At 73.9% G+C, this 23,620-nt stretch carries 19 protein-coding genes and 1 pseudogene; 4 read left to right on the forward strand and 16 right to left on the reverse strand.

The genetic code is table 11. The features are described 5' to 3' along the window. Positions 1 to 52: 52 nt before the first annotated feature. Entirely contained in the window at positions 53 to 1,171 is a 1,119-nt protein-coding gene (locus ACIOJE_RS11815; protein ID WP_400775394.1) for a GntR family transcriptional regulator, read from the reverse strand. A 58-nt stretch (positions 1,172 to 1,229) separates the two neighbouring features. Continuing rightward, the gene (locus tag ACIOJE_RS11820; RefSeq protein WP_280673805.1) at positions 1,230 to 2,027 is read right to left on the reverse strand and encodes a carbon-nitrogen family hydrolase; all 798 of its coding nucleotides are present in this window, start codon (positions 2,025 to 2,027) and stop codon (positions 1,230 to 1,232) included. A 173-nt stretch (positions 2,028 to 2,200) separates the two neighbouring features. Between ACIOJE_RS11820 and ACIOJE_RS11825 the strand changes: the two genes are divergently transcribed. Further along, positions 2,201 to 3,022, forward strand: a complete 822-nt coding sequence (locus ACIOJE_RS11825; protein WP_280673807.1) for a maleylpyruvate isomerase family mycothiol-dependent enzyme — start codon at positions 2,201 to 2,203, stop codon at positions 3,020 to 3,022. A gap of 198 nt (positions 3,023 to 3,220) precedes the next feature. Here ACIOJE_RS11825 and ACIOJE_RS11830 read toward each other — a convergent pair whose 3' ends face one another. The 3 genes from ACIOJE_RS11830 to ACIOJE_RS11840 form a co-directional block, all read right to left on the reverse strand. Continuing rightward, positions 3,221 to 4,564 (reverse strand): nitrate/nitrite transporter, encoded by a 1,344-nt coding sequence (locus tag ACIOJE_RS11830; RefSeq protein ID WP_280673809.1) that lies wholly within the window; start codon positions 4,562 to 4,564, stop codon positions 3,221 to 3,223. Between the two features lie 73 nt (positions 4,565 to 4,637). Beyond that, positions 4,638 to 5,867, reverse strand: a complete 1,230-nt coding sequence (locus ACIOJE_RS11835; protein ID WP_280673811.1) for a M64 family metallopeptidase — start codon at positions 5,865 to 5,867, stop codon at positions 4,638 to 4,640. 204 nt (positions 5,868 to 6,071) lie between these two features. Then, positions 6,072 to 7,295 carry a benzoate/H(+) symporter BenE family transporter gene (locus ACIOJE_RS11840; RefSeq protein WP_280673813.1) on the reverse strand — a complete coding sequence of 408 codons (1,224 nt, stop codon included), beginning with the start codon at positions 7,293 to 7,295 and terminating at the stop codon, positions 6,072 to 6,074. A gap of 206 nt (positions 7,296 to 7,501) precedes the next feature. Between ACIOJE_RS11840 and ACIOJE_RS11845 the strand changes: the two genes are divergently transcribed. Next, positions 7,502 to 8,491: an LPXTG cell wall anchor domain-containing protein gene (locus tag ACIOJE_RS11845; RefSeq protein WP_280673815.1), complete on the forward strand. Its 990-nt coding sequence runs from the start codon at positions 7,502 to 7,504 to the stop codon at positions 8,489 to 8,491. A gap of 81 nt (positions 8,492 to 8,572) precedes the next feature. Here the strand turns inward: ACIOJE_RS11845 and ACIOJE_RS11850 are convergent, their stop codons facing one another. Genes ACIOJE_RS11850 through pdhA form a run of 3 tightly spaced genes read right to left on the reverse strand, consistent with a single transcriptional unit; the run spans position 8,573 to position 12,152 of the window. Beyond that, positions 8,573 to 10,009, reverse strand: coding sequence for a dihydrolipoamide acetyltransferase family protein (locus ACIOJE_RS11850; RefSeq protein WP_400775400.1), 1,437 nt, complete (start codon positions 10,007 to 10,009; stop codon positions 8,573 to 8,575). Positions 10,010 to 10,023: 14 nt separating this feature from the next. Beyond that, positions 10,024 to 10,998 carry an alpha-ketoacid dehydrogenase subunit beta gene (locus tag ACIOJE_RS11855; RefSeq protein WP_400775403.1) on the reverse strand — a complete coding sequence of 325 codons (975 nt, stop codon included), beginning with the start codon at positions 10,996 to 10,998 and terminating at the stop codon, positions 10,024 to 10,026. After that, the gene (gene pdhA, locus ACIOJE_RS11860) at positions 10,998 to 12,152 is read right to left on the reverse strand and encodes a pyruvate dehydrogenase (acetyl-transferring) E1 component subunit alpha (RefSeq protein ID WP_400775404.1); all 1,155 of its coding nucleotides are present in this window, start codon (positions 12,150 to 12,152) and stop codon (positions 10,998 to 11,000) included. The genes ACIOJE_RS11855 and pdhA overlap by 1 nt, the downstream gene beginning before the upstream one ends. A gap of 426 nt (positions 12,153 to 12,578) precedes the next feature. On the opposite strand from pdhA, the gene ACIOJE_RS11865 reads away from it, so the two are divergent. Together ACIOJE_RS11865 and ACIOJE_RS11870 are read left to right on the forward strand one after the other, a co-directional pair. Then, the gene (locus ACIOJE_RS11865) at positions 12,579 to 13,238 is read left to right on the forward strand and encodes a response regulator transcription factor (protein WP_280673821.1); all 660 of its coding nucleotides are present in this window, start codon (positions 12,579 to 12,581) and stop codon (positions 13,236 to 13,238) included. Between the two features lie 67 nt (positions 13,239 to 13,305). After that, positions 13,306 to 14,406, forward strand: coding sequence for a phosphotransferase enzyme family protein (locus ACIOJE_RS11870; protein ID WP_400775406.1), 1,101 nt, complete (start codon positions 13,306 to 13,308; stop codon positions 14,404 to 14,406). Between the two features lie 20 nt (positions 14,407 to 14,426). Here ACIOJE_RS11870 and ACIOJE_RS11875 read toward each other — a convergent pair whose 3' ends face one another. From ACIOJE_RS11875 to ACIOJE_RS11910, 8 genes and pseudogenes are all read right to left on the reverse strand, one after another. Next, positions 14,427 to 15,995 carry a protein kinase gene (locus ACIOJE_RS11875; protein ID WP_400775508.1) on the reverse strand — a complete coding sequence of 523 codons (1,569 nt, stop codon included), beginning with the start codon at positions 15,993 to 15,995 and terminating at the stop codon, positions 14,427 to 14,429. Positions 15,996 to 16,332: 337 nt separating this feature from the next. After that, positions 16,333 to 17,787, reverse strand: coding sequence for a protein kinase (locus tag ACIOJE_RS11880; protein WP_400775409.1), 1,455 nt, complete (start codon positions 17,785 to 17,787; stop codon positions 16,333 to 16,335). A gap of 257 nt (positions 17,788 to 18,044) precedes the next feature. Next, on the reverse strand, positions 18,045 to 18,653 hold the full coding sequence (locus ACIOJE_RS11885) for a bacterial proteasome activator family protein (protein ID WP_280673829.1): 609 nt from the start codon (positions 18,651 to 18,653) through the stop codon (positions 18,045 to 18,047). Between the two features lie 222 nt (positions 18,654 to 18,875). Continuing rightward, complete coding sequence (locus tag ACIOJE_RS11890) at positions 18,876 to 19,685, reverse strand: hypothetical protein (RefSeq protein ID WP_400775412.1); 810 nt, start codon at positions 19,683 to 19,685, stop codon at positions 18,876 to 18,878. A 157-nt stretch (positions 19,686 to 19,842) separates the two neighbouring features. After that, positions 19,843 to 20,820: an NAD(P)H-quinone oxidoreductase gene (locus ACIOJE_RS11895; RefSeq protein WP_400775415.1), complete on the reverse strand. Its 978-nt coding sequence runs from the start codon at positions 20,818 to 20,820 to the stop codon at positions 19,843 to 19,845. 48 nt (positions 20,821 to 20,868) lie between these two features. Then, on the reverse strand, positions 20,869 to 21,915 hold the full coding sequence (locus ACIOJE_RS11900) for an NAD-binding protein (RefSeq protein WP_280673835.1): 1,047 nt from the start codon (positions 21,913 to 21,915) through the stop codon (positions 20,869 to 20,871). A gap of 91 nt (positions 21,916 to 22,006) precedes the next feature. Further along, positions 22,007 to 23,260 carry a molybdopterin molybdotransferase MoeA gene (locus tag ACIOJE_RS11905; RefSeq protein WP_280673837.1) on the reverse strand — a complete coding sequence of 418 codons (1,254 nt, stop codon included), beginning with the start codon at positions 23,258 to 23,260 and terminating at the stop codon, positions 22,007 to 22,009. After that, positions 23,257 to 23,538: pseudogene (locus ACIOJE_RS11910) on the reverse strand (DUF6457 domain-containing protein); the annotation flags it as partial. The gene ACIOJE_RS11905 and the pseudogene ACIOJE_RS11910, both read right to left, overlap by 4 nt. Positions 23,539 to 23,620: the final 82 nt, after the last annotated feature.

The following is a 23,620-nucleotide window of genomic DNA, read 5'->3' on the forward strand; positions in this document are numbered from 1 at the left end:
TCGGTACCCGGACGGCCGTTGTGCGGAGCGCCCGGTTCGACGACCGCCCACCCTACCGGCCCGGGGCCGGGTGCGGGTCGGGCCGTCCCTGCGGGGCGTCCGGGGGCGGCTCGGGCAGCCGCCGGCCGAACCGGCTGTACGGCACCGCACGCGGCTGCGGCACCAGGCCGAGGCCCAGTCCGAGTTCGCGGCCGAGCTCCCGGCCGACCTCCTCGCCCGGTCGGCGCCGACCCGACCCGACCCGACCGGCGGCCGCTGTGGCAGCCGCCTGGGCCGCCGTGGGCTGGGCGGAGACGGGCGGGGCAGCGACAGGCTGGGCGGAGCCGGGCGGGGCCGGTGGCGCGGGCTCGTCGTCCACGAGTTCGGTGAGCAGCGCCAGCACCGTCACCGACTCCAGCGGCCGTCCGGCCAGCCCGGCCAACAGCCGGGCGGTGTACAGGTTGTACTCGCAGATGATCCGGTGCGCGCCGGCCAGGTCACCCGCTCCGATGGCGTCGACCAGGTCGAGGTGGCGGTCCCAGCAGACCCCGGCCAGGACGGGCATCTCCCGCAGGTAGGGGGCGGCGAACATCCACGACTGCACCCGCAGCCAGTCCAGGTAGTCGCCGATCCGGCGGTTGCCGATCAGCGCGGCGACCTCCTGCCAGAACCGGCGGTCGCAGCCCACCATCACGTCCAGGTTCCCGGCCCGGGCCGCCCGGACCGCCGCGTCGGCCCGGCGGCGCAGCGAGGGCAGCCGGGTGAGGTCCGGCAGCGCCCGGCGGGCGGAGAACTGGCGGTAGTAGCTGTCGGTGACCAGGACCCGGGACTCGAAGATCTCCAGGAAGTCGTCCCAGCCCAGCGCGGGCACGGTGAATCCGCGGTGGTGCTCGGCCCGCAACAGCCCCTGCGAGCCGAGGTCCACCAGCGCCTCGCGGGCCGGGGTCGCCGAGACGCCGTACAGCTCGGCGATCTCCTTGACGGTGAAGTTGCGACCGGCCGCCAACCGGCCGGCCATCATCTCCTCGCGCAGTGCGCCGGCGATCTGCTCGCGCAGGCTGTTGCGCTGGATGACGGGGCGGGTGTCGCCTGCGCCGTTGCCGGACATGCGCGCGGCCTCCTCGGGCGGGCCGACCAGGCCGACCCTCGGTGGACCGGCCATCGAGCGGCGGGGAACACGACGAGTGCTCATCTTCTCAAACCCGCCCCGAGAAGGTACAAACCAACCCCCCGGCCGGCCCCGCCCGGGGTCAGCGCTGGACCGGCGCCGGGATCCCCAGCAGGCGGTCCCGCAGCACCGGGAACTCCTCGCGGGCCTTGGCCACCTCGGCCGGGTCGAACTCGACGGTCAGCACCTGCTCCTCCGTACCGGCCTCGGCCAGCACCCGGCCCCACGGGTCCACCACGATGCTGTGCCCGGCCTGCTCGACCCCGGCGTGCGTCCCCGCGGTGTTGCAGGCCAGCACGAACGCCTGCTCCTCCACCGCGCGCGCCCGGGCCAGCAGCGTCCAGTGCTCGCGCCGCCGGGCCGGCCAGGCCGCCGGGACCACCAGCAGCTGCGCGCCGGCGTCCAGCAGCGCCCGGAACAGCTCCGGGAAGCGCAGGTCGTAGCAGGTGGCCAGGCCCAGGGTGGCGAACTCGGTGGGCGCGGTGACGATCTCCTGCCCGGCACCCATCACCACCGCCTCGCCGCTGTCGAAACCGAAGCGGTGGATCTTGCGGTAGGTGTGCACCAGCTCGCCGTCCGGCGCGAACAGCAGCGAGGTGTTGTAGATCGGCCCGTCCGGATCGCGTTCGACGATCGAACCGGCGTGCAGCCAGACCCCGGCCGCCCGGGCGGCGGCCGCCATCGCGTCCGAGGTGGGCCCGTCCAGCGTCTCGGCGCCGTCCGACCACAGGTCGTACGCGAAGCCGCCGAGCGGCCACAGCTCCGGCAGGACCACCAGGTCCGCACCCTGCTGCGCCCGGACCAGGGCGGCGGCCCGGGCCCGCCGCTCCGCGGGCGGCTCGGCGTCGGAGACCGCGAGTTGGATCAATGAAGCGCGCACAGTACCACCGTCCACGGCAAGAGACCTACGATCGTCACCCGAAAGCGCTGCCCAGCTGTCTCCCGGCAGCGTAACGTGCGGTTAGCGTGTGCGCCCGGAAGCCGGACCAACCCGGCCGACCGGGGAGGCCGGGCGCAGAGGGCAAGGAAGCTGACGGAAGGCCGGAAATTCCCGTGACGGACAACCAGACCGTGCAGGCTTACACGGAGGCGTGGACCCAGAGCATCGAGTCCATATCGGAGCTGGTCGCCCCCCTCCCCGAGGGCTCCTGGAACCGGGCCACCGAATGCTCCGGCTGGTCGGTCCGGGACGTCGTCTCGCACGTCATCGCGGTCGAGTCCGAGCTGCTCGGCGACCCCCGCCCGATCCACTCGCTGCCGCGTGACCTTCGCCACGTGACCACCGAGTTCGCCCGCTACATCGAGCTGCCGGTCGACAAGCGCCGCTGCCACACCGCGCTGGAGATGACCAGCGAGCTGGAGTACACGATCATCCGCCGCTCCCGGGCACTGCGGAACGCCAAGCAGACGCCCGAGGAGCCGGTGCGCTGGCCGGCCGGCCCGCACAGCCGCGACGTGCCGTACCACGAGCTGCTGCGCCTGCGAGCCTTCGACGTCTGGGTACACGAGCAGGACCTGCGCCGGGCCCTGGACACCCCCGGCAACCTGGACGCCCCGGCCGCCCTGATCACCCGGGACGTGCTGCTGGGACTGCTGCCCAAGGCCGTCGCCCACCAGGCCGGCGCCCCGGCCGGAACGGCCCTGGTGCTGGACGTCACCGGCCCGGTGGAGTTCCTGCGCACCGTCCGGGTCGACGCGGCCGGCCGTGGCACCGTCGACGAGTCGATCAGCCTGGCCCCGGACGTCCAGCTCACCATGGACTGGGAGACCTACCTCCGGCTCGCCTGCGGCCGCGGTCGCCCCGGACCGGTGACCGTCGAGGGCGACAAGGAACTGGCCGACCGGGTCCTGGCCGCCTTCACCGTCACCGTCTGACCCCCGCCGCATCCGACCCCTCCGAATGATCGCCGGGGAGCCGTGGTCCGTCACGGCGGACGTGTGCGCGGTGCCCGGAGGGTTGAACCCGAGCCGGGTGCGCCACGTCGTCGACGCGGCCCGCCCGCGGGTCGTCGACTCGCGCTCGGTCAACCTCGCTTTCGGGCAGGTTGATCACGTTTCCACCGGTCGGAAACCCTACGCCGCCGCCGCAACCTTCCGCCGGAGCCGCAGGATCATCACCGTGCCGACCACCAGCGGGGCGTACTGCCAGCAGAACGCCCAGCGGAAGGCGTCGGCCGAGTACTCCCCGGCGCCGGCCGGCGAGAGCCCGTCCAGCAGCACGCCGATGCCGAACAGCGTGATCATCGTCCCGATGAAGCCGCCCATGTTGACGATCCCGGAGGCGGTGCCGAGGCGCTCCACCGGATTGCGCGCCCGGGCGTAGTCCAGGCCGACCAGTGAGGCCGGGCCGTTGCTGCCCATCACCACGATGATCCCGGCCAGCAGCCAGCTCGGCGGGTGCCCACCGGGCCAGGCCAGCACCAGCGCCCAGCCGAGCCCGGTGGCCGTGATGACGGTGAGCACGATCGGCATCCGGGCCCGCGCCGAGACCGAGAGCACCCGGCCGAACAGGAAGCCGAAGGCCATGTTGCTGAGCACCAGCAGGGTCAGCAGCCCGCCGGCCTCGGCGCGGGACATGCCCTGCGCCTCCACCAGGTAGGGCAGGCCCCAGAGCAGGCCGAAGGCGTTGCCGGGGAACTGGGTGGTGAAGTGCACCCAGAGGCCGAGCCGGGTACCCGGCTCGCGCCAGCAGGCGCGGACCTGCCGCCCGACCTTCGGCCGCGCCGCGGACGGCTGCTCCGGCGGCCGGGCGGCCGGCGCCGCCGGGGCCTCCTTCAGGAAGAGCGCGACCAGCGCGAAGACCGCGACGCCGAGCAGCGCGATCGCGGTGAAGGTGGGCGTCCAGCCCTCGTGGTGCAGGGCCTGGGCGAGCACCACGGTGGTGACCAGGTTGCCGCCCATCCCGGCCAGGCCGGTCAGCTGGGCCACGAACGGGTTCCGGGCGGCCGGGAACCACCGGGCAGCGATCCGCAGCACGCTGATGAAGGTCATCGCGTCGCCGCAGCCGAGCACCGCCCGGGAGGCCAGCGCGGGGGCGAAGGAGGAACTGAAGGCGAAGGCCAGCTGGCCGGCACTCAGCAGGACGATGCCGAACAGCAGCACCCGGCGCGGCCCGAACCGGTCGACCAGCAGGCCGACCGGTATCTGCATGGCCGCGTAGACCAGCACCTGGAGGATCGAGAAGGTGGAGAGCGCGGAGGCGCCGATGCCGAAGCGGTCGGCGGCGTCCAGTCCGGCCACGCCGAGGCTGGTGCGGTGGATCACCGCGAGGATGTAGACGCTGACGCCGATGGACCAGGCCAGCCAGGCCGCGCGCCCGCCGGGCGGGGAGGGGGCGGGGACGGCCGGGGGCTCGGCCGCGGTTCGGGGAGTGGAGACGGACAGGGGCGCGGCTGAACGGGCGGGCTCCACGGTCATAGTGCGACCAGATTAGTCATCCCATGATGGGAGGCCTGGCACGGGGTGCGGTCGATCGGGCACGAACCCGGCCTCAGCCGGTCACCGTCCAGGACACCGACCGGGTCATGTAGCGGTCCCGGAAGGCCTCGTCCCGTACCCAGTCGGTGGTGTCCCGGACGGTCGCGGTCACGGTGGCCGTCCGCCCCGGGGCCAGGTTCAGCTGGGCGGTGTCCAGCGCACCGCCGCCGGCCTGCGGCACCACCGGAACGCCGTCCACCGTCCACTGCACCTGCAACTGGCGCGAGCCGGCCAGCGGCAGCGGCCGGACCTGCAACCGGGGGCGCCCGGCCACCTCGCCGGGCGGCGGCGTCGGGGCGTCGGTCGGCCGGACCCTGCGGTACAGCTCCTCGATGATCGCCTCGCGCGACGGCAGGTTGTACGCGCTGCCCAGGGTGCGCATCACCGAGTCGGGGGTGGGCCGGTAGAGGCCGTTGGCGCTGCGGTAGGCGCCGACCGTCCCGGCGCCGTCCGGGGACTCCACGCCCAGCCAGCGCCACCACTTGGTCTGCTTCTTGCGCATGTCGTCGGCGCCGAGGGTGGAGAGGTTCGGGTACTCGGCGTCGTCCGGGGCGCTGTCGTACTCGTCGCCGAGGTCCCCCACGGTGTGCCCGATCTCGTGCTGGATGATCCGCCCGGCGTCCGGGCTGCCGCCGGCCAGGGTGGTCACCCCGGTTCCGCCGGCGCCGCCGTACTCGCTGGAGTTGGCCAGCGCGATCAGGTACTGCGGCCCGGAGCCGTCCCCCGCGTACCGGGCGGTGGCGGCCTCGTCGGCGCAGAGCAGCCGGGCGGTGCCCTCACACCAGAAGTGCATGCCGAGCGGGGTGGCGGGATTGCGGCCCCGGCTCTCGGTCTCGGCTATCCCGGAGACCGGGGAGACCACCTCGACCCGCCGTATGTTGAAGTACCCCTGGTAGGTGCGGAACGGCTCGATGTCCATCAGCGCGCGCCAGGCCCGGTCCGCCTGCTGCCGGAACAGGTCCTGTTCGGCACCCGTGTAGCCGTCGCCGAGCAGGACCAGGGTGATCCGGTTGGCCGGGTCACCGGTGCGCCGTATGTCGACGGTCGGGGCGGCCGCGGCCGGCCGGTGGTCGGCGCGCTGGACTGCGTGCGGCGGCACCGCCCGGTCCGCGGGGGCGCCCGGCCCGATCGCGCCGAACGGCGAGGGGCCGACCAGCTCCAGGGCGGAGGGGAGTACGGCGGTGGACACCAGCACGAGCGCGGCCAGACTCCGGACGAGACGGCCAGGGTTGCCAGGCGGCATACGGGTGCGTCCTCGGGGCTCCGGTCACCCGGCGTCGCCCGGGTGGTGGAGCGGAGACGTACCCGTACGGGTGTGTCGTCCCTACCACTCCCCGAAAAAGTCACCGACCTGGCCGAATGACTCACCCCACACCAGTCATTCCAATGACTGGAACAAGCATCAGAGCAACCGCCCGAACCGCGACCGGGGAACGCCCTTGCCCCGTCAGCGCTTGCGGAGGTTCAGCACCAGATGGGTGCCGAGCCCGAACAGCAGGCCCCAGAAGGCCGAGCCGATCCCGAACAGGCTCATCCCCGAGGCGCTCGCCAGGAAGGTCACCACCGCCGCGTCCCGCCCCTTCTCGTCCGCCACCGCCGCCGCCAGGCTGCCCTGCAGCGAGGCCAGCAGGGCGACCCCGGCGATCACCGCGATCAGCTCCTTCGGCAGGCCGGTGAACAGGCTCACCAGCACCCCGCCGAAGCTGCCCACCAGCACGTACAGCGCGCCCGAGGACATCCCCGCGACGTAGCGGCGGCGCGGGTCGGGGTGGCTCTCCGGGCCGGAGCAGATCGCCGCCGTGATCGCCGCCAGGTTCACCCCCGGCGAGCCGAACGGCGCCAGCAGCAGCGACATCACGCCGGTCGACCCGATCAGCAGCCGGTCGTCCGTCCGGTAGCCGAAGGCCCGCATCACCCCGAGGCCCGGCGCGTTCTGCGAGGCCAGCACCACGATCGTGAGCGGCAGCGCCAGCCCCACCATGGCCGCCCAGGAGAACGCCGGCACGGTGAACACGGGCCGGGTCGGCCCGCTCGATCCCAGGTGCAGCGGCAGTCCGACGGTCAGCGCCGCCAGCACCCCGCCCGCCAGCAGCGCCACCGGCACGGCGTACCGCGGTGCCAGCCGCTTGGCCAGCAGGAACGCCGCGAAGCTGCCCACCACCAGCACCGGCGCGCTGTGCACGGCGCCGAAGATCCCGGCGCCGAAGGAGAACAGGATGCCCGCCAGCATCGCGTTGACGATCCCGGCCGGCACCGCCGCGATCAGCCGGCCGAACCAGCCGGTCACCCCGAACAGCGTCACCACCACGGCGCTCACCAGGAACGCCCCGACCGCCTCCCGGTACGGGTACGCGCCCAGGCTGGTCACCAGCAGCGCGGCCCCGGGGGTGGACCAGGCGGTGATCACCGGGGTCCTGGTCCACCAGCTCAACGCGAAGCCGCTCAGCCCGCTGCCGATGGACACCGCCCAGATCCAGGACGCCGTGTGCGCCGCGTCCAGCCGCCCGGCGGCCGCCGCCGCGAGCACCACCACCAGCGGCCCCGAGAACGACACCGCGATGCAGACCAGCCCCGCCAGCAGCGCCGGCCCCGACACGTCCCGCCGCAGCGACCGACGCTCCCCGCCCCCGTCCGACCCCGTCTCCGGTCGGACTGTCAGCTCCTCAGTCATTCCGGAAGTATCCCGAACGCCGCGTCCAAGGCTCCCGAGAAAACTTTTGAACCCACCTGCAACCACCGCCGGGGATGCGCGTCTATACGGATGAAGGCACGGAGAGCGAGACCGGCGAGACCGGGGGGCGCTCCCACTCGACACCGAGCGGGCCCGGTCGTCTTCACCCACACACCGTCAGACCCATGACCCTGGGGAGTCACGTCATGCGCACGTCCGTTATCACCCGTTTCGCGAAGAACGACCGCGCCTTCTCCGGCCGCCGCCGCATCGCCACCCTCGCCGCCGCCACCGTCCTCGCCGGCGGCGTCCAGTTCCTCGCCACCGACTCCGCCTGGGCCTGCGGAGGCCCGGACAACGCGGCCGTCGCCGACCAGAGCGGGCCCGCCGCGGGCGACCAGGGGGACGTGCGCACGGGCATCAGCGCCGGCTTCCACATGACCCCGCCCGGCCAGACCATCACCCCCGGCGGCCCGAAGCTCGAGATCGGCGACAGCGTCGGCAACTTCACCGGCGCCACGGTCCAGAACGCCTCCCCGCTGCTCGCGATCTACAACCCGCGCGGCGGCCTCCGGCCCCAGGACTTCGTGGTCGAGGTCTCCTCCGACCAGGGCTGGAAGACCGTGCCCCTGCGCCACGGCTGCGACCCGACGCTGTGGGCCGACGCCCCCTCGGCGAAGGCCGACCGCCTGGAGACCGGCCGCGTCGCCAACTTCATGTACCGCGTGCGCCTGTCGGCACAGGCGCCGAAGGACCTCACCGAGCTCCAGGTCACCGTCGGCGGCCGGGCCAAGGGCTTCCCGGTGGAGACCAGCGAGGCGCGCACCGTCCGCGTGGTGCGCCAGGCCGAGAACCCCGCCCCGGCCCCCAAGCCCACCACCACCGCGAAGCCGACCACTCCGGCCAAGCCCGCCCCCGCCAAGCAGGACAAGCCCGCCCCGGCCAAGCCCGCCGCCGACCAGACCTCGGCCCCGGCCGCCACCAAGGCGCCCGCCGCCGCGCCCACCAAGGCCCCCGCCGCGCCGAGCGCGACCCCCAGTGCCGCCCCGGCCACCACCGCGCCGGCCGGCACCCCCGAGCTCGCCCAGACCGGCTCCAGCTCCTCCAACACCTTCCTCCTCGCCGCCTCCGCCGCCCTGCTCGCCCTCGGCGCCGGCGTCCTGATCGCCGTCCGTCGGCTCCGTCCCCAGCGCTAGTCGACGGGCGGGCACAAGCGAAGGGGCCTTCCCCCCACACGGCGGTGTGGGGGGAAGGCCCCTTCGTGACGTTCCGGGCCGTCAGCCCCAGGTGATCAGGCGCTTCGGGCGCTCCAGCAGGGCGGCCACGTCGGCCAGCACCTTGGAGCCCAACTCCCCGTCCACCAGCCGGTGGTCGAAGGAGAGCGCCAGCGTGGTCACCTGACGCGGGACCACCTTGCCCTTGTGCACCCACGGCATGTCCCGGATCGTGCCGACGGCGAGGATCGCGGCCTCGCCGGGGTTGAGGATCGGGGTGCCGGTGTCGACGCCGAAGACGCCGACGTTGGTGATGGTGATGGTCCCGCCCTGCATGTCGCCCGGCGAGGTCTTGCCCTGGCGGGCGGTGTCGATCAGCTCGCCCAGCGCGACGGCGAGGCCCGTGAGGGTCTTGCCGCCGGCGTCCTTGATGTTGGGGACGATCAGGCCGCGCGGGGTGGCCGCGGCGATGCCGAGGTTCACCTGGCCCTTGATGACGATCTCCTGGGCCGCCTCGTCCCACTGCGCGTTGATCTCGGGATGCCGCTTGACCGCGGTGAGCAGCGCCTTGGCGACCAGCAGCAGCGGGCTGATCCGGACGTCCCGGCCCAGTTCGCCGCTCTCCTTGAGCCGACGGACGAACTTCATCGTGCGGGTCACGTCGACCTGGACGAACTCGGTGACGTGCGGGGCGGTGAAGGCCGAGGCCACCATCGCCTGCGCGGTCGCCTTGCGGACTCCCTTGATCGGCACCCGGACGTCGCCCGTGGTGCCGACCGGCGCCGGCAGCGCCTCGACCGGCGCGGCCTCGACGGGCCGCTCCGCCGGAGCGGCCTGCGCGGCGGCCAGGGCCGACGCGTGGGCGTGCACGTCCTCGCGGGTGATCACGCCGTCCTGGCCGGTGGCGACGACGGCGCGCAGGTCGATGCCGAGGTCCTTGGCCAGCTTGCGTACCGGCGGCTTGGCCAACGGCCGTCCCCCGACGGGCTGTTCGGCCACCACGGGCGCGACCTGCGCCGGCACCGGAGCGACCGGAGCAGCCGGCGCGGCCGGAGCCGGCGTCGCGTTGACGGTGGTCGTGGTCGTACGCCGGGCCCGGCGCTGGGCGGTGCCGGTGCGCGGGCCGTAACCGACCAGCACCTCGCGCCGCTCGGGCTCGGGCTCGGCCGACGCAGCGGCCGGAGCGGCGGCCTCGGCGGCGGGAGCAGCCGGAGCGGCGGCAGGAGCCACGGCCCCGGCCTCCCCGGCGACCGCGACCGAGATGATCGCGGTGCCGACGTCGACGGTCGCGCCCGCCGGGAAGAAGAGCTGCTCGACGACCCCGTTGAACGGGATCGGCAGCTCCACCGCCGCCTTGGCGGTCTCCACCTCGCAGACGACCTGCCCGTCGGTGACGGTGTCACCCGGCTTGACGTACCAGCTGAGGATCTCGGCCTCGGTCAGGCCCTCGCCCACGTCGGGCATCTTGAACTCGCGGAGCGAGCGAACTTCGGTGGTCATCTTCGCTCCCCGGATCAGTACGCGAGCGCGCGGTCGACGGCGTCGAGCACACGGTCCAGGTCGGGGAGGAACGCCTCCTCGACCCGGGACGGCGGGTACGGCGCGTGGTAGCCGCCGACCCGCAGGACCGGCGCCTCCAGGTGGTAGAAGCACCGCTCGGTGAGCCGGGCGGCCAACTCGGCGCCCATGCCCAGGAAGACCGGCGCCTCGTGCACCACGACGGCCCGCCCGGTGCGCTTGACCGACTCCTCCAGGGTGGTGAAGTCCACCGGGGAGAGCGAGCGCAGGTCGACGACCTCCAGTCGGCGGCCGTCCTCCTCGGCGGCCGCGGCGGCCTCCAGGCAGACCTTGACCATCGGGCCGTAGGCGAGCAGCGTGGCGTCGGTGCCGGGCCGCACGATCCGGGCGTCGTGCAGCGCGAGGTCGGCGGCGGGGCCGATCTCGCCCTTGTCCCAGTACCGGCGCTTGGGCTCCAGGAAGATCACCGGGTCGTCCGAGGCGATGGCCTGCCGCAGCATCCAGTGCGCGTCGTGCGCGCTGGACGGGCTGACCACGCGCAGGCCGGCGGTGTGCGCGAAGTACGCCTCGTGCGACTCGCTGTGGTGCTCGACCGCGCCGATGCCGCCCGCGTAGGGGATGCGGATGGTGACCGGCATCTTGACGTGCCCGAGCGCGCGGGCGTGCATCTTCGCCAGCTGGGAGACGATCTGGTCGAAGGCCGGGTAGACGAAACCGTCGAACTGGATCTCCACCACGGGGCGGTAGCCGCGCAGCGCGAGGCCGATCGCGGTGCCCACGATGCCGGACTCGGCCAGCGGGGTGTCGATCACCCGGCCCTCGCCGAAGTCCTTCTGCAGGCCGTCGGTGATCCGGAAGACGCCGCCGAGCTTGCCGATGTCCTCGCCCATCAGGACGGTCTTCGGGTCGTTCTCCAGCGACTTGCGCAGCGCGTCGTTGAGCGCCTTCGCGATGCTGAGCTGACCGGCCATCAGTGGTTCTCCCCCGCCTCGAAGGAGGCCGCGTACTCGACGTATTCGGCCCGTTCCTCATCAACCAGCGCGTGCGGCTCGCTGTACACGTGGTCGAAGATCAGCGTCGGGTCCGGGTCCGGCATGCCGCGCACGCCCTCGCGCACCCGCAGCCCCAGTCGCTCGCTCTCCGCGTCGATCGCGGTGAAGAACTCCTCGTCCGCCAGGCCCTCCTTCTCCAGGAGGGTGCGCAGCCGCAGGATCGGGTCCTTGGCCTTCCAGGCCTCGGTCTCCTCGGTGGCCCGGTAGCGGGTGGGGTCGTCGGAGGTGGTGTGCGCGCCCATCCGGTAGGTGAAGGCCTCGATCAGCACCGGGCCGTTGCCGCTGCGGGCGTGGTCGAGCGCCCAGCGGGTGACCGCGAGGCAGGCCAGCACGTCGTTGCCGTCGACCCGGACGCCCGGGAAGCCGAAGCCGGAGGCGCGGCGGTACAGCGGGATCTTGGTCTGGGTGGTGGTGGGCTCGGAGATCGCCCACTGGTTGTTCTGGCAGAAGAACACCACGGGGGCGTTGTAGACCGAGGCGAAGGTGAAGGCCTCGTTGACGTCGCCCTGGCTGGAGGCGCCGTCGCCGAAGTAGGCGATGACCGCGTCGTCGGCGCCGTCCTTGCTGACGCCCATCGCGTAGCCGGTGGCGTGCAGGGCCTGCGCACCGATCACGATGGTGTACAGGTGGAAGTTCTTCTCGTTCGGGTCCCAGCCGCCGTGGTTCACGCCGCGGAACATGCCGAGCAGGTTGAGCGGGTCGACGTCGCGGCACCAGGCGACCCCGTGTTCGCGGTACGTGGGGAAGGCGTAGTCGCCGGTGCGCATGGCGCGGCCGGAGCCGACCTGCGCGGCCTCCTGGCCGAGCAGCGAGGCCCACAGGCCGAGCTCGCCCTGGCGCTGGAGTGCGGTGGCCTCGCCGTCGAACCGGCGGACCAGCACCAGGTCGCGGTAGAGGGCGCGCAGCTCCTCCGGAGTGGTGGTGAGCGGGTAGTCCGGGTGCTCGACCCGCTCGCCTTCCGGGGTGAGCAGCTGTACGAGCTCCGGCTGGGCGTCCGTCCCCGTGGCGCGGAGGGTGTCAGGGACGCCGGGGGCCGCCTTCTTGCGAGCCCTCGCCGTGCTTTTGACGGTCACGTTCACTCCTCGGTCTGTCCGGCCGCCCGGGGTCGCCGGTGACCGGTCCGGTCACCGCCTCGCGGGGCGCGCGTGGGTGTGCGCACCTACTGCGGGGCAGGTGGTGATCCTGTTCCGACGGCGTCCCTCACGAGAACGTTACCCAGCGTCCGCCCTTGGCGCGCTTGCGCTAGGACGTCCTACTTGTTCAGGGCCTACAACCCCGAGGGTGCCGCGGGTAGCGCGCCGTCGGAAGGGTGGGGGTGACGGACCGCGTGACGCAGCTCTCAATTCGGGCGCCTTCAGGACACCAGCGCACGTTATCCGGGCAGCGGCCCGTACGTAAGGGGGTTCTCGGTATCGGTTTTGGAGCGCTCCGGCCGGATCGCGTTGCCGTGGTGATAGGGAGGATAGGTCTTTCGTGCGGTGGTATGGGAGTCTTTGGAGGTGACTGATAACGGACAAATCAGGGTATTCCTGCTCGACGATCACGAGGTGGTCCGGCGGGGCGTGCACGATCTGCTCTCGGTCGAGGACGACATCGAGGTGGTCGGCGAGGCCGGCACCGCCGCCGAGGCGCTCACCCGGATCCCGGCGGTGCACCCGGACGTCGCGGTGCTCGACGTCCGACTGCCGGACGGCAACGGGGTCGAGGTCTGCCGGGAGGTCCGGTCCCGGCTGCCGGAGATCAAGTGCCTGATGCTGACCTCGTTCTCGGACGACGAGGCACTGTTCGACTCGATCATGGCGGGCGCCTCCGGCTACGTCCTGAAGGCGATCCGCGGCACCGACCTGATCACCGCCGTCCGGGACGTCGCGGCCGGCAAGTCGCTGCTCGACCCGGTCGCCACCAGTCGGGTGCTGGCCCGGCTGCGCGACGGCGGCGAGAAGGAGGACGAGCGGCTGGCGCAGCTCACCAAGCAGGAGCGCCGGATCCTCGATCTGATCGGCGAGGGGATGACCAATCGTCAGATCGGCAACGAGTTGCACCTGGCCGAGAAGACGGTCAAGAACTACGTCTCCAGTCTGCTCGCCAAGATGGGCATGGAGCGGCGCACCCAGGCGGCGGCCTTCGTGGCACGGCACCAGGCGGACCAGCAGCACTGATCAGAACAGCAAGCACAGATCTGATGCTCTGTCAAGGGCCCCCGCACGGGGGCCCTAACCTCTGGCTGTGACTTTCAGCCAGACCCTCTCCTGCTCCCCGGCCCGCCCCGACCTCTCCGCGCCGCCGATAGGGACCCTCAGTCCGCCCGTCCCGCGCGCCGCACTCGCCGAGGTCCTGGGCCGTTACCGGGTAGGGGGGCTGCTGGCCGCCGAACCGGTCGCGGAAGGCCTGCTGAACCGCGGGTACCGGGTCACCACCGAGACCGGCGGGTACTTCCTGAAGTGCTACGTCGACGCCGCCACCGCCAGCCGTCCGAAGATCGTCGCCCACCACCGCGCGATGGCCGGGCTGCAGGCCCTCGGGCTGCCCGTCGCACCCCCGCTGGCCTGCGCCGAACGATCCGGCACGGTGGCCGGCTACGGCGGCCGGCTGTTCGCGCTGTTCCCCTGGGTCGATGGCCGACACCGGCACGGTACCGACCTCTCCCCGCCGCAGTGCGACGCGCTCGGCGCGCTGCTCGGCCGACTGCACGGCGCGCTCGACGACGTGTGCGCCCCCCTCGATCAGCCCGCCGGCTACCGCGCCGCCAACCCCCTCGACAGCGCCGACCTCGCCCGCGACCTGCGGCGGCGCGCCCGCGACCACCGCCCGTACGGCGACCTGGACGCGCTGATCGAACTGAGGCTCACCGAACGGCTGGAACTGCTCGCCGAACACGCCCACCGCCGCCCCGACCCGCAGACCGCCCCGCCCACCGGCTGGACCCACGGCGACTTCCACGGGCTGAACCTGCTGTACGGCGACGGCCCCGACGGCGGCCCGGTCGCGGCCGTCCTGGACTGGGACAAGCTCGGACCGCAGCCGCGCGCCGAGGAGGCCGTCCGCGCCGCCACCCTGCTCTTCAACGACCGGACGTCCGGCACGCTCGACCTGGTGCGGGTCCGCCACTACTCGCAGGCCTACCGGGCCACCGGGGCCGCCACCGCCGAGCACCTGGCCGCCGCCGCCCACCGGGTCTGGTGGGAGCGGCTGAACGACTTCTGGATGCTCCAGTGGCGCTACCAGCGGGCCGACCACCGGGCCGACCCGCTGTACCCCGCCTCCGCGGGCCAACTGGCCTGGTGGTGCCAGGAGTACGAGCAGGTCCTGGACGCCTTCGCCAACTGACCGGCGTCAGCCCGGACCGATCAGGGCGTCGCCGGCGGCTGTGTCACCGGCGGGGCCGTCACCGGCGGAACCGACTTGCTCGGCGGCGGCGGCGAGGTGGCCGTGTTGCCACCGCCGCCGGTGCTCGGGGTGGTGGGCGCCGTGGTGGGCGGGTTGGTCGTCGTCGAAGGGGCCGTCGGCGTGTGGCTGGCGCTCCCGGTGGGCGTCGGAGTCTGCGTGTGCTTGCCCGAACTCGACGACGGCGACATGTTGTTGTTGCCGCTGTTGTTGTTGCCGCTGTAGTTGCCGTTGTCGGTCGGCTGCTGCGGGCGCCGGGTGCCGGTGCTGGGCGCGGGCGGGCTCTGGGTGCCGCTCTGGGTCGGCGTGGTGGGCTCGGTCGTGCTGACCACCGGTGCGGGCGTCGGCGGCACGACGTGCGAGGTCCCGCCGTCGCCACCGCTGAACGCGAACGCCATGCCGACCCCGGCCGCGACCAGCACGGCCGCCACTCCGGCCACCCAGCCCCACGGCCCGCGCCGACGACCGGAGCCGTCCCCGTCACCGCCGTCGCCCTCACCGCCACCGCCACCGCCACCGCCGTAGGGGCCGCCGGCCCCCGGGTAGGGCGTCGACGGGGTGTGCGGTCCGCCGGCCCCCTGGCCCGTCCCCGGGTAGGGCATCATCGAGGTCTGGTCACCGGGGCCGATCGAGCCGAAGGCCGCGGTGGCCGCGGTCTGGTCCGGCCGGATCACCTGGGTGGCGCCGGTGTTCCCCTGCCCCGCGGCGGCCAGCCCGGCCGCCGCGCCCGCCCAGCCCGCACCGGCCGCGCCGTGCATCTCGCGCAGCGCGTGCTGGATGTGCGCACGGAACTCGTCGGCGTCCTGGAAGCGGTCGTCCGGGTTCTTGGCCAGCGAACGCAGCACCAGCGGGTCCAGCCCGGCCGGCACCCGGCCGTTGGCGTGCGAGGGCGGCACCGGCATGTCCTGGACGTGCTGGTAGACCACCGAGAGCGGGGTGTCGCCGGTGAACGGCGGGCGCAGCGTCAGCAGTTCGTAGAGCATGCAGCCGGCCGCGTACAGGTCGGAGCGGTGGTCGACCGGCTTGCCGAGGGCCTGCTCGGGCGACAGGTACTGCGGGGTGCCCATGACCATGCCGGTCTGGGTCATGGTGCTGGCGGTGCCGGTCAGCGCCCGGGCGATGCCGAAGTCCATCACCTTGACCGCGCCCGCGGTCGTGATGATCACGTTGGCGGGCTTGATGTCCCGGTGGACGATGCCGTGCCGGTGGCTGTAGGCCAGCGCCTCCAGGACCCCGGCGATGATGATCAGCGCCTGGTCGACCGGCGGCGCCTGCTCGTCCACCAGCAGCTCGCGGACGGTCCGGCCCTCGACCAGCTCCATCACGATGTACGGCGTGGACTCGTCCCCGACGTACTCCTCGCCGGTGTCGTAGACGGCGACGATCGAGTGGTGGTTGAGCGCCGCGACGGCGTGCGCCTCACGGGTGAACCGCAGCCGGGCGATGTCGTCCTGGGCCAGCTCGCCGCGGAGCAGCTTGACCGCGACGGTCCGGCCCAGCCGGACGTCCTCGGCGGCGAACACCTCGGCCATGCCGCCGCGGCCGAGCCGGTGGGTCAGCCGGTAGCGGCCGTCGCCGACCGTACCCAGCGGGGCGGCGGTGCCGCGACCGGGGGTGTGCGGGCCGCCGGCCCCGATGACCGGCGGGAACGCGGTGGTCGCGGCGTCGCTGCCGGGCTCGGGAATCCTCGGCGTCCCGCCGGTCCGGCCGTTCGCACCGGCTCCCGTGTCGTCGTCCGGCTGCTGCGTCTGTGCCATCGCTCCTCGCCCCGGGCGTTCGCTCGGATCGCGGTGCCCTGTCGCTTACGTATCCCCGAACGCTACCGCTTCCGGCCCGGACCCGTGGCACGCCCGAACCGGCCGGAAAGCGTCAGAGCAGGCCATACCGGTCGGCCGGAAGGTCCACCACCAGCACCGCCGCGGGCCGCTCGCCGCTGGTGTGCCCGGTCTTGGTCTTCGTCTTGTTGTCCTGCGCCTTGTTGACCACGATCGCGATGATGATGCCGGCCAGCACGAGCACGCCGACGATGATCCCGATGACCACCGCGGCCGTCGAGCAGCCACCGCCGCTGGGCGCCTTCGGCTGCTGGTACGGCGGCATCGGCTGCGGCGGCGGGGTGTGCGCCTGCTGCGGCGCCCCCTGCTGCAGGTACTGGGGGTGCGGCGTGTGCGGGCCCTGCTGGTGCGGCGGCTGGAAGGCCGGCGGCGGGGTCCGGTACTGCGGCTGCTGCGGCGCCCCCTGCTGCAGGTACTGGGGGTGCGGGGTCTGCGGGCCCTGCTGGTGCGGCGGCTGGAAGGCCGGCGGCGGGGTCCGGTACTGCGGCTGCTGCGGGTACTGCGGCTGCGGCGTCTGCGGGGCCGGCGGCGCGGCGTGCACCGAGCGCGGCCCCTCGTTGATCACCAGCGGCGTGCTGGCCTGCAGCGGGTGCCCGCTGCCGCCGCCCTTCGCGGCCGCGATCAGCCGCTCCGCCTCGTCCCGCATCGCCGCCGCGCTCTGGAACCGGTGGGCCGGGTCCTTGCGCAGGGCCTGGGCGACGAAGGCGTCCACCACCGGGATGATCGACCGGTTGAGGGTGGACGGCGCCGGCGGCTCCTCCTGGACGTGCTTGTAGGCGATCGAGAAGGCCGAGTCGCCGTCGAAGACCAGCTGGCCGGTGAGCATCTCGAAGAGCATCACGCCGACCGAGTACAGGTCCGAGCGGGCGTCCACCGGCTTGCCGAGCGCCTGCTCGGGCGACAGGTACTGCGGGGTGCCGACCACCATGCCGGTCTGTGTCATCGACGTGACGCCCGATTCCAGCGCCCGGGCGATGCCGAAGTCCATGACCTTGACGTTGCCCTTGCGGTCGAACATGACGTTGCCGGGCTTGATGTCGCGGTGCACCAGGCCCATGTCGTGCGAGGCCTCCAGCGCGTTCAGCACGCCGACGATGACCTTCAGGGCCTCCTCGGTCGGCATCGCGCCGAACTGGGCGACCGCCTCGTTGATCGCCTCGCGCAGGCCCTTGCCGTCGATCAGCTGCATGACGATGTACGGCGTGCTGGAGCCGTCCGGGGCGACGTCCTCGCCGCTGTCGTACACCGTGACGATGTTCGGGTGCTCCAGCCGGGCCACCGCCTGCGCCTCGCGGCGGAACCGCTCCTTGAACGAGTCGTCCCGGCCCAGCTCGCTGTGCATGCTCTTCAGCGCGACCTGCCGGCCCAGCACGCTGTCGTACGCGAGGTGCACGGAGGCCATGCCGCCCTCGCCCAGCAGCCGCTGCAGCACATAGCGGCCGTTGCCCAGGGAGGAGCCCTCGACCGCCGCGTTGCCGTGCTCGCTCATGGTCCTCTGCTCCCCCTCGGCGCGGCCGTGGCGCCGCGACCGTGACGTTCGGTCTCGTCCGTGCGTGGTGGGCCCGGCCCGCTGGCCTGGCGGACCCCTGCCGCGGCGGTACGACCGGCCTGCGACAGGGGTCAGGGTATCGGCTCACGCCGACGGTGATCGGTCCAGGGCCGATCCTGGCCCCGGGCCGCCGACGCCGTCCGGCGGCGCCTCGATCCGGGGCGGATCGTCGTGGTACGTCCGGTTCCGACGGCCCGCTACAGGTACGGGCCGGACCGGATGCCGCGGCCCTGGCCCGGCTCGTCCTCGTCCGGCTCGCCACCGTTCAGACCGGGCGGCAGCGCCCGCCGCATCTGCTCCAGCTGGGCCCGCGCCGCCATCTGCTGGGCGAACAGCGCGGTCTGGATCCCGTGGAACAGGCCCTCCAGCCAGCCGACCAGCTGGGCCTGGGCGATCCGCAGCTCGGCCTCGGTCGGAATGCTGTCCTCGGTGAACGGCAGCGAAAGCCGCTCCAGCTCGGCGACCAGCTCGGGGGCCAGACCGAGCTCCAGCTCCTTGATCGAGCTGGCGTGGATGTCCTTCAGCCGGGCCCGGCTGGCCTCGTCGAGGGGCGCCGCCCGGACCTCCTCCAGCAGCTGCTTGATCATGCTGCCGATCCGCATGACCTTGGCGGGCTGCTCGACCATCTCGGTCACCGGGAGCTCACGCGGCAGGTCTCCCTCGTCGTCGCCCGCCGAACCGGCGAACCCCTGGCCCACCGGCAGCCCGTCCGGTCCGACGATCAGCACCTTCTGGCCGTCCTGCGACTGCCCGCCCGCGGCCTGGAAGGGCTGCTGCGACGAGCGCTCGTTCATCGGATTCGTCATGAACAACATTCTCTCTCACTGGGGTTGGTCGGGCGGAAGCCCCCGTACGCCCGCCGTCCTGCGCCGCCGCTGACGACGGTACGCCGACGCGCGCCGCCCCGGGCATCCGTACGGATACTCAGTTTCCGCCCCGGCCCACCACGCCCCGGCCCACCTACGGCCGCCACACACCCCTCACCGAACCTCCCCCCACCACCCGGCGCAACCGCTCCACCGCGGGGTTCACCCCCGTCGCAACCGCAACCCGATCAACCCGAGCCCGCACCCGATCATCCCCAGCCCCGCGCCCAGCGGGAACTGCAGGGTGGAGGCGTCACGCCAGCGGGCGGGCAGGACGGTGGGGGCGGCGGCGGCCACGGCCTGGTCGGTCGCGGCCGTGGCGGTGTCCAGCGCGGCGTCGTCGGCGGGAGCCGTCGCGTCCGGGGCGCCCTGGTCGGCCTCGGGCGCTTGATCCGGGGCCTGCGCAGGAGCCTGCACAGGGGCCCGGTCCGGCACTCGCTCCGGCACCTGCTCCGGGACGGCTTCGGCACGCTGGGGTGCCCACACGCTCCGGTGGCGATGCGCCCGGGGGCCGCCACCGTCCGGGTGCGGGCGGGGTACCGGGTGCTGCGGCGGCGCGGCCGCCGGAACTGCCGCGTCGGTCGGCACAGGAGTCGGCGCCGCCGAGACCACCGGGGCCGTCAGCACGGCGGCCACGGCCACCGCCGGCGCGGTGCCCGGCGTGGCGCTCCCGCCAGGCGTCGTCGCCGGCGTGCCGGGCCGGGTCGGGCCGGTGGTCGGCGCCGCAGCCGGCTCCACGATCGTCTCTGCGGTCGGCTCCGCCTGATCGCTCGCCTCGCCCGTCGGCAACGGGTACAGCGCGGGGGACGGCGCGGCGACGGCCGCCGAAGCGGCGGCCAGCGGGAGCGTGAGCCCCAGCACGGCCGCCGCGATCAGCCGATGGGCCCGGCCCGGGCGGGTGCGGTGGTGGTGGGGACGACGGTGGTGTGGCGCGGAGGGCAGCGGCCCGAAGAGGTGTGTAGGTGCGGCCACGGTCGGAGGTCCTTCCGACGGCCGACCGCCCGCGGGCGGGTCGGCGGCGGGACAGCTCGGGACCAGCCTCACACATTCGGCCAATTAGAGCATTTCGGACCATTCGCACCAGGACCCAGCCCTCAGCACTCAGGCCTCAGACCTCAGACCTCAGGCCTCAGACCCGCAGCACGACCTTGCCGACCTGCTCCCCCGCCGCCAGCACCCGGTGCCCCTCCCCGGCCTCGGTCAGCGGCAGCACCCGGTCGACCACCGGCTTCACCACCCCGGACTCGACCAGCGGCCACACGTGCTCGCGCACCGCCGCCACGATCGCCGCCTTCTCCGCCAGCGGACGCCCGCGCAGGTTGGTGGCGATCACCGCGGCGCGCTTGCGCAGCAGCGCGTTGAGGTCGAGTTCGCCCTTCACGCCGCCCTGCAGCCCGATGATCACCAGCCGCCCGTTGACCGCCAGCGCGTCCACGTTCCGCTGCAGGTACTTGGCGCCCATGATGTCCAGGATCACGTCCACCCCGGTCCCGCCGGTGGCCTCCTTGACCACCTCGACGAAGTCCTGCTCGCGGTAGTCGATCGCGATGTCCGCGCCGAGTTCGGTGCACCGGGCCAGCTTCTCGGCGCTGCCCGCGGTGACCGCGACCCGCGCGCCGACCGCCTTGGCCAGCTGGATCGCCATGGTCCCGATGCCGCTCGCGCCACCGTGCAGCAGCACCGTCTCGCCGGGCCGCAGGTGGGCGGTGAGGAACACGTTGGACCACACCGTGCAGGCGACCTCGGGCAGCGCGGCGGCCTCCTCGAAGCCCAGGCCCTTGGGCAGCGGCAGCAGCTGCCCGGTCGGCACCGCGACGCGCTGCGCGTACCCGCCGCCGGCCAGCAGCGCGCACACCTCGTCGCCGACCGCCCAACCGGACACGCCCGCCCCGAGGGCGACGACCCGCCCGGCGCACTCCAGCCCGGGGTAGGGCGAGGCGCCGGGCGGCGGGTTGTAGTTGCCCTGCCGCTGGAGCAGGTCGGCACGGTTGACGGCGGTGGCCGCCACCTCGACCAGGACCTCGCCCTCGCCGGGCACCGGGTCGGGCACCTCGGCCCACACGAGCGCCTCGGGACCGCCGGGTACGGGAATCGTCATCGCATACATGTCTCGAACCTACTGCGCGTCAGGGCGCGGCGGCGGGCAAGGCCCGCGTCAGCCGGTCGACTTGATCACGATCACCCGGTCGGTGAGCTGGAGCACGGCGGCCTCGGGCTCGGTGTAGTTGAGCACCCGCCGGCCACGGACCACTGCGACCACCAGGTCCTCGCACTCGCGCGGGCTGTGCCCGGCCTCGGCGCGGGTGACGGGGCGCTCGACCACGTCCAGGCCGTGGCCGTAGGTGAGCAGGTCCTCCATCACGGCGCCGGCGTGCGGGCTGAGCATCGACAGGCCGAGCAGCCGCCCGGCCGAGCTGGAGCTGGTGACGACGACGTCGGCGCCGCTCTGCCGCAGCAGCGGGGCGTTCTCGTCCTCCCGGACGGCCGCGACGACGGTGGCGCCCTTGTTCAGCTGGCGCGCCGTCAGGGCGACCAGGACGGCGGTGTCGTCCCGTTCGGGCGCGATCACGACCCGGGCCGCGGTGGGCAGGGCGGCGCGCAGCAGGGTGTCGGTGCGGGTGGCGTCGCCGACCACGCCGACCAGGCCGTGCCGGGCGGCCTGCTCGATCACCTTGCGCTGCGGGTCGACGACGACGATCTCCTCCTTCTTCACGCCCTGTCCGAGCAGGGTGTCGACGGCACTGCGGCCCTTGGTGCCGTACCCGATGACGACGGTGTGCTCGCGCACGGTGGACCTCCAGCGGTTCAACCGCCACTGCTGGCGGGTGCGTTCGGTGAGCACCTCCAAGGTGGTGCCGACCAGGATGATCAGGAACACCACGCGCAGCGGGGTGATCACGAAGATGTTGGTGAGCCGGGCGCCGTCGCTGTACGGGGTGATGTCGCCGTACCCGGTGGTGGAGAGCGTCACGGTGGCGTAGTACGCCGCGTCCAGGAAGCTGAGCCCGCCGCCCGCGTTGTCGTTGTAGCCGTCCCGGTCGACGTAGACGATCAGCGTGGTGGCGACCAGCACGGCGAGCGCCAGCAGCAGCCGCGAGCCGACCTGCCGCCCGGCGGGCGCGGTCCGGCGGGCGGGCAGCACGATGCCGGCGTCCGCCCACGGCTCGCTGCCCGGGGCGGCCACCCTTCGCAGCCTGCTCATCCGCCCACCTCTCCCCCGGCCGTCGGCCGCGGGTACCCCCGCCGTCCGGCGGCCGCTCCGCACGACACCTGCGCCGCGACGGTTCGCCCGTTCACGGCGCCTCCAGCAGTTCGACGGGCTCGCCGGCCGCCGCGCCGCCGGGCGGGACCACGGCGAGCGCCTCGGCCCGGGCGAGGCCGCGCAGCATCGCGGGCCCGTCGAAGGCGAGCGGCACGACGCCGTCGGCGGTGCGCCGGACGGGCAGCAGCCGGGTGTCCACCGGGTGCCCGGGCAGTCCGACCGCGGCGGGCGCGAGGGCCGGCGCGGGGGCGGACCGGCCGCTGCGGGCGTGCAGCAGCGGCAGGGCGAGGGTGACCGCCCCGGCGACGGCGGCCAGCGGGTTGCCGGGCAGGCCCACCAGGTGCCGCCCGCCCGGGAGCCCGACCGGGGAGGCCTCGGCCGACGGGAGTCCGGTGGGCGGGAGTTCGGCCAGCAGCATCGGGTGTCCGGGGCGGACGGCCACACCGTCCACCAGGAGCCGGGCACCGGCCTCGGCGAGTGCCCGGTGCAGGAAGTCGACCGGGCCGGCCGCCGTTCCGCCGGTGGTGACGACGACGTCGGCGGTGGAGTGCCGCAGTGCGTCCCGGAGCAGCCCGAAGTCGTCCCGGACGAACCGGACTTCGGCCACCTCGGCGCCGGCCGTCCGCAACCAGGGCGGCAGCAGCGGCCCGAGCGCGTCCCGGACCAGGCCCGGCCCGGGGACGCCCGAGGCGAGCAACTCGTCGCCGAGGACGAACAGTTCGACCACCGGGCGGCGGCGGACGGCGAGCCGGTCGTGGCCGCAGGCGGCGGCCAGCCCGAGCACGGCCGGGCCGACCGGGAGGCCACCGGGCAGCAACACCTCGCCGCGGCGGCACTCCTGGCCGCGCGGGCGGACGTCCTGGCCGGTGGTCAGCGGCTGGCGGCCGCGGTCGTGCAGCAGCGTGCCGTCCGTCCAGCCGTGCTCGCGGCGCAGTACGGCGGTGGCGCCGGACGGCAGTTGGGCGCCGGTGGCGATCTCGACGGCCCTGCCGTCGGCCAGCGGCGCGGCCTCGGCCCGGCCGGCCAGCACCTGCCCGGCGACCCGCCAGGGGCCGGGCCCGGCAACCGCCCAGCCGTCCATCGCGGAGGTGTCGAAGGCCGGCAGGTCGGTCAGCGCGGTGAGCGGCTCGGCGAGGGTGCGGCCGAGCGTCTCGGCGAGCGGCAGCCCGATCGCGGGCAACGGGCACAGCCCGGCCCGGCGGGCGGCCTCGCGGGCCTGCGGCCAGCTCAGCACGCCCGGCCCGGCGGGCGGGGCGGCCACGGTGACCTGCCCGACGGCGCTCACGGCTCGCCCGGCCCGGCGGCGGCGCTCCAGCGCTCGGCGAGCGCGGCGGTCCGACGGGCGGCCTCGGCCACGGCCTCCGGCCCGCCGCCCTGCTGGGCGGCCGCGTAGCCGATCAGAAAGGCGGTCAGCGGTGCGGCCGGGCGGGCCACTCCGTGCGCGACCACCCGGGTGAGGTCGAGCAGTCCCCGGACGTCGACGTCCAGGTCGATGCCCAGGTCGGCCCTCACCTCGGCGATCCAGTCTTCCAGCGTGCGCTCCATGCGCCCATGCTGCCTGATCGGCGGTTTCCCCGAGGTGTTCGCCCCAGGTGCAGCGCGCGTCGTTTCCCGCCCGGGCTCCCGCCCGGGCCGTGCGCGAGCG

Source organism: Kitasatospora sp. NPDC087861, from assembly GCF_044742585.1.
Classification (GTDB): Bacteria; Actinomycetota; Actinomycetes; order Streptomycetales; family Streptomycetaceae; genus Kitasatospora.

Excerpts from the sequence above, each read along its gene's own strand:
- ACIOJE_RS11815 (WP_400775394.1), bottom strand. The coding sequence starts at position 1,171 with ATGAGCACTCGTCGTGTTCCCCGCCGCTCGATGGCCGGTCCACCGAGG.
- ACIOJE_RS11830 (WP_280673809.1), bottom strand. The coding sequence starts at position 4,564 with ATGACCGTGGAGCCCGCCCGTTCAGCCGCGCCCCTGTCCGTCTCCACT.
- ACIOJE_RS11835 (WP_280673811.1), bottom strand. The coding sequence starts at position 5,867 with ATGCCGCCTGGCAACCCTGGCCGTCTCGTCCGGAGTCTGGCCGCGCTC.
- ACIOJE_RS11840 (WP_280673813.1), bottom strand. The coding sequence starts at position 7,295 with ATGACTGAGGAGCTGACAGTCCGACCGGAGACGGGGTCGGACGGGGGC.
- ACIOJE_RS11845 (WP_280673815.1), top strand. The coding sequence starts at position 7,502 with ATGCGCACGTCCGTTATCACCCGTTTCGCGAAGAACGACCGCGCCTTC.
- ACIOJE_RS11850 (WP_400775400.1), bottom strand. The coding sequence starts at position 10,009 with ATGACCACCGAAGTTCGCTCGCTCCGCGAGTTCAAGATGCCCGACGTG.
- ACIOJE_RS11855 (WP_400775403.1), bottom strand. The coding sequence starts at position 10,998 with ATGGCCGGTCAGCTCAGCATCGCGAAGGCGCTCAACGACGCGCTGCGC.
- ACIOJE_RS11875 (WP_400775508.1), bottom strand. The coding sequence starts at position 15,995 with ATGGCCGAGGTGTTCGCCGCCGAGGACGTCCGGCTGGGCCGGACCGTC.
- ACIOJE_RS11880 (WP_400775409.1), bottom strand. The coding sequence starts at position 17,787 with ATGAGCGAGCACGGCAACGCGGCGGTCGAGGGCTCCTCCCTGGGCAAC.
- ACIOJE_RS11885 (WP_280673829.1), bottom strand. The coding sequence starts at position 18,653 with ATGACGAATCCGATGAACGAGCGCTCGTCGCAGCAGCCCTTCCAGGCC.
- ACIOJE_RS11895 (WP_400775415.1), bottom strand. The coding sequence starts at position 20,820 with ATGTATGCGATGACGATTCCCGTACCCGGCGGTCCCGAGGCGCTCGTG.
- ACIOJE_RS11900 (WP_280673835.1), bottom strand. The coding sequence starts at position 21,915 with ATGAGCAGGCTGCGAAGGGTGGCCGCCCCGGGCAGCGAGCCGTGGGCG.